Source organism: Arthrobacter pascens (assembly GCF_017052465.1).
Taxonomy (GTDB): Bacteria; Actinomycetota; Actinomycetes; order Actinomycetales; family Micrococcaceae; genus Arthrobacter; species Arthrobacter pascens.
Map to the genome: position 1 here is coordinate 1 of NZ_JAFHKT010000049.1, position 1,052 is coordinate 1,052.

The 1,052-nt window shown below is 64.8% G+C and carries 4 protein-coding genes; all 4 read left to right on the top strand.

All coding sequences use genetic code 11. The features are described from left to right. Positions 1 to 293: 293 nt before the first annotated feature. Genes JYA52_RS22645 through JYA52_RS22660 form a run of 4 tightly spaced genes read left to right on the top strand, consistent with a single transcriptional unit; the run spans position 294 to position 968 of the window. Positions 294 to 419 carry a hypothetical protein gene (locus JYA52_RS22645; RefSeq protein ID WP_276208503.1) on the top strand — a complete coding sequence of 42 codons (126 nt, stop codon included), beginning with the start codon at positions 294 to 296 and terminating at the stop codon, positions 417 to 419. 56 nt (positions 420 to 475) lie between these two features. Then, entirely contained in the window at positions 476 to 601 is a 126-nt protein-coding gene (locus JYA52_RS22650) for a hypothetical protein (RefSeq protein WP_276208504.1), read from the top strand. Positions 602 to 657: 56 nt separating this feature from the next. Beyond that, positions 658 to 783, top strand: coding sequence for a hypothetical protein (locus JYA52_RS22655; RefSeq protein WP_276208505.1), 126 nt, complete (start codon positions 658 to 660; stop codon positions 781 to 783). A gap of 59 nt (positions 784 to 842) precedes the next feature. Continuing rightward, the gene (locus tag JYA52_RS22660; protein ID WP_276208506.1) at positions 843 to 968 is read left to right on the top strand and encodes a hypothetical protein; all 126 of its coding nucleotides are present in this window, start codon (positions 843 to 845) and stop codon (positions 966 to 968) included. Positions 969 to 1,052: the final 84 nt, after the last annotated feature.

Sequence of the window (1,052 nt, forward strand, 5' to 3'; positions counted from 1 at the left end):
AGAGGGGATCCTGATCATGAAGCGAATAGAAGCATCCAGGATCCACAACAGTCAGCGGATTCACGCACTGGCCAACAACGCCGGACCCGCGGCAACCCAGGAGTTGAAGCCCTCCACACTGACTGACGATCACTGGGGCCAAGACCTGTGGCCGGACTGCTCAGACTGACAGCCACAGAGACAGCCAGCCCCAGATGGTACCCGCCCCATTCAGCCGATCAAGGATCTCATAGGACCTCGGCGCCACCTCATAGAACACCAGCCCATACCAACCACTCGAAAGGACATTCATCATGTACCGCAAAATCTGGACCACCGCCCTCACCCTCGCTACCGCACTCGGTTTCGCCACCGCCACCGCCGGCCCCGCAGCCGCCGGGATCCCGATGAACCACTGCGAGCCGCTCGTCCGCCGCTAACCAGCTGCATCCCGCACACCAAACCACCCCCTACCGCCACACCTTAGGAGATCACCATGTTCCGCAAAATCTGGACCAGCGCCGTCCTGACCGCCACCGCCCTGGGCTTCGCCGCCGCAACCGCCGGCCCCGCAGCCGCCGGAGTCGCGGTCAACCATTCCGAACCGCTAGTCCGCCGCTAACCAGCTGCATCCCGCACACCAAACCACCCCGTACCGCCACACCTTAGGAGATCACCATGATCCGCAAAATCTGGACCAGCGCCGTCCTGCTCGCCACCGCCCTGGGCTTCGCCGCCGCAACCGCCGGCCCCGCAGCCGCCGGGCTCTGCTCCAACCATTGCGAACCGCTCGTCCGCCGCTGACCAGCTGCATCCCGCATACCAAACCACACCCAGCACCGCCACACCCTTAGGAGATCATCATGTTCCGCAAAATCTGGACCACCGCCGTTCTGACCGCGACCGCCCTCGGCTTCGCCGCCGCCACCGCCGGCCCCGCCACCGCAGGGATCCAGGCCAACCATTGCGAACCGCTCGTCCGCCGCTGACCCGCAGCATCCTTCCCCAACCACCGCACCGCCGCACTCCAGGAGATCATCATGTTCCGCAAAATCTGGACCACCGCCGTCCTG